At 46.4% G+C, this 3,307-nt stretch carries 3 protein-coding genes; 2 read left to right on the top strand and 1 reads right to left on the bottom strand.

Annotation, left to right across the window (positions count from 1 at the left end; translation table 11 throughout):
- Positions 1-200: 200 nt before the first annotated feature.
- The gene (locus EWV84_RS20425) at positions 201-1,145 is read left to right on the top strand and encodes an isoaspartyl peptidase/L-asparaginase (RefSeq protein ID WP_287079715.1); all 945 of its coding nucleotides are present in this window, start codon (positions 201-203) and stop codon (positions 1,143-1,145) included.
- A gap of 70 nt (positions 1,146-1,215) precedes the next feature.
- The gene (locus EWV84_RS20420; RefSeq protein WP_286824990.1) at positions 1,216-2,403 is read left to right on the top strand and encodes an FtsW/RodA/SpoVE family cell cycle protein; all 1,188 of its coding nucleotides are present in this window, start codon (positions 1,216-1,218) and stop codon (positions 2,401-2,403) included.
- A gap of 137 nt (positions 2,404-2,540) precedes the next feature.
- On the opposite strand, the gene EWV84_RS20415 is transcribed toward EWV84_RS20420, so the two are convergent.
- Positions 2,541-2,741: a hypothetical protein gene (locus tag EWV84_RS20415; protein ID WP_287079710.1), complete on the bottom strand. Its 201-nt coding sequence runs from the start codon at positions 2,739-2,741 to the stop codon at positions 2,541-2,543.
- Positions 2,742-3,307 lie beyond the last annotated feature (566 nt).

The following is a 3,307-nucleotide window of genomic DNA, read 5'->3' as shown; positions in this document are numbered from 1 at the left end:
GCTCGATCCAATAAACGCTTGGGGAGAGAATACCTCTACTTTTTCAGAAGCAATTCTGTCTTTCGCAAGTAATCTCTGTGAACCAAGAATCCCCGTCTCTTTAGAGCGGGGAGTGTCAAAGGTTAAGACGGCACTGGAGAAGCTCAGTAGCGATAACGTGATAGTTTAGATCCGATCGGTAATGTGATGTGAGGAAAATAATGACCAGAGTAAATCCGAAGTTAATTATTCATGGGGGAGCGAGTTCCCTAGAGGACAAAGGTGGTTTAGAATCAGTCCGCGATTCTCTCCGGGGGATTGTTAAGAATATTTACAACCTCCTTGACAATGGTGCTAGTGCTGTGGAGGCGGTGACAAAAGGATGTATGTTACTGGAGGATGAACCGCGATTTAATGCCGGGACCGGTTCGGTGGTGCAATCGGACGGTCAGGTGCGAATGAGTGCAGCCTTGATGGATGGTCGTCACCAGCGTTTAAGCGGTGTCATTAACGTCTCGCGGGTACAGAATCCCATTAGCCTAGCCCAATTTCTCCAAAGTCAAGAGGATCGCATTCTCTCGGAAATTGGAGCTGCAGATCTGGCCAGAGAATTACAAATTCCCCTCTATGATCCCCTCACCGATTATCGGATTCAAGAATGGATGGAGGAAAGAAAGACGAATTTTAACCGTAAAATGGCCCGTTTATTCGCCGACTCGTCAGCGCAACGGGGAACTATCGGGGTGGTGGCCCTTGATCAGCAAGGAGACATCGCCGCCGGAACTTCTACCGGGGGTAAGGGACTAGAAAGAATCGGTCGCGTTAGTGACAGTGCCATGCCGGCCGGCAATTATGCGAATCCATGGGCTGGAGTAAGCTGTACGGGGGTCGGGGAAGATATTATCGATGAGTGTTTAGCCGCTAAGGTGGTCATTCGCGTCACCGATGGTTTTTCCCTCGCCGCTGCCGTGGAGAAATCCATGCGCGAATCCCAAACTAATGGTCGGGATCTGGGCATGATTTCCCTTGATCGTCAGGGGAATATTGTTTGGGGGAAAACGGCGGAAATTCTCTTGGCTGCCTATCACGACGGTCAGGCGATCGGTGATACCCTAGAATGGCACGGTGAAAATGTGGGTTTAATCGGTCAAGTAGCCGTCGGATAGGGGAACAAACTGCGATCGAGCCGAGTCTTTTCGGTTAATCTGTACAAGATACTTCTTCTCGAAAATCTCCGTGTGGCAATATATTATTCCTATTTTTGACCCCGATGTGAAAAACTGGTCAGCCGAAGCGCGATTATTGCGCTGGATGACTTTTTTGTGGCTGTCAGTCGGGTTAGTGGTGCTTTTTTCCGCTTCCTACGCTCTGGCTGACAGTCGCTTTGATAACGGACTATACTATTTTATACGCCAATTAATCTGGCTTTGGATTGGCTTAATTGGCTTTAATTTCCTGGTGCGATTGCCGATCGAGAAACTCCTCAAAATCGCACCCTGGATGATTTTATTAGTTTTAGGATTAATTTTGATCACTCTTATCCCCGGTTTGGGAACTAATATCAACGGTGCCACCCGTTGGATTAAAATCGGGCCGATTCTCTTGCAACCGTCGGAATTTATGAAACCGTTTCTCGTCCTGCAAGGGGCGGCGGTTTTTGGTGGTTGGCCGCGTTTAAATGTCAATCAACGATTAACTTGGATCGCTATTTTTGGGCTAATTCTAGCGGGCATCCTCTTACAACCTAACTTGAGTACCACTGCTCTTTGCGGTATAACTCTCTGGTTGATCGCTCTTGCCTCCGGTCTGCCTTTATCCTACATGACCAGCACCGCTTTACTGGGTTTAACTATGGCCGTGGTTAGTGTTACTTTCCGCGAATACCAGAGAAAACGGATTTTGTCTTTCTTAAACCCCTGGCAGGATCCCCGGGGTGATGGTTATCAATTAGTGCAGAGTTTACTGGCGATCGGTTCTGGCGGAACCACCGGCAGCGGTTACGGTTTATCCCAACAAAAATTATTTTATCTACCCTTCCCAGATACGGATTTTATTTTCGCTGTCTTTGGCGAGGAATTTGGTTTTATTGGCGGTATTTTACTGTTAATCATGCTATTTCTCTACGCTACTCTCGCCCTGATCGTGGCGGTTAAATGTCGTCATCGCATCAAAAAATTAGTGGCGATCGGGGCGATGGTAATTTTAATCGGTCAATCCCTGTTAAATATCGGTGTGGCCACTGGTTCTTTACCCACTACCGGCTTACCTTTCCCTCTCTTTAGTTATGGCGGCAGTTCCAGTTTAGCCAGTCTCTTTTTAGCCGCCCTCTTAATCCGCGTGGCTAGGGAAGAAAATGACCCCGATCCGGTTCCCACCAGTAAAAAAAGTCCTCAGAAAATTGTCTCGGTTTTCACTCAATATTAGATTTATTCAGCAAGCTCTAATTAAAGATTTTCTTAAGATTTCTGTCCATAGCCGCTCCCCGCTCCCATGCAGTCTCAACAAGAGTTTTAGGCTTAACCGAGCCGTATTACCCCCGTTCCCCGTTCCCCGGCCAAACCCTAGAAATCATCGGGAATAATCCATTGGGTCGGTTGCGTCAGTTTTTTCAGTCTAGCGGTTTCTGCCATTTCTAACATCTTTTCCAAAGAAGTTTCGGCAATAAATTTAGCTGCTTCGGCGGCATGGGCTTGATTGGGGCATTTATCGCCTAAAATACAACCATTTAGGCAATCTACAGCACAATTTACCTGTTTTTCCATAAAAAAATTCTTTTTCTGACTAGATTTGGCCTTTATATTTTAACCCAACTTTTTTAAGTAGGGTTTGCTGAATAAATCTAAAAACCTTGTTGGATAAGGCTTTTAGACTTTTTTGACCTCAAAAAGTGCCGACCTTTGGAGTGATTGAGGGGAAAATTCCGGGACTTTTTCCCTGAAAATTAGGTAATTGACCAGGTGAAAATGGGTAAAACCCCACACCCCACACCCCACACCCTACACCCTACACCCCGCCACCACCGAAAAACTTTTTGCCGCAAACCCTAAGTAATTATGCCAGTTAAGAAAGCGGCACGCTTAACCTTTCCCTAACCCATAAATTACTATATATTTTAATTGTGTGAGGAGTGAGAAGAAAGCAAAGTCCTTGGGGTCGAAACACGGCAAGACTCCCAGGGGCTTTTCCATGTCTAGGGAACAGTTGTCAGTCTTGACATCCTCGCCGCCCTAAAAGTGCGGCGATTCCTAAACCTCACGATTTAAGTTTCTGCTTCAACCACCGTTGCATACCACGGTTAAAAAACCATGTACTGTCTTACACAAAGTCC

Origin of the sequence: Microcystis sp. M_QC_C_20170808_M3Col, assembly GCF_007095505.1 — a bacterium.
Lineage (GTDB): Bacteria > Cyanobacteriota > Cyanobacteriia > Cyanobacteriales > Microcystaceae > Microcystis.
The sequence above is the reverse complement of the archived record's forward strand: the minus strand, read 5'-3'. Positions and strand labels throughout refer to the sequence as shown.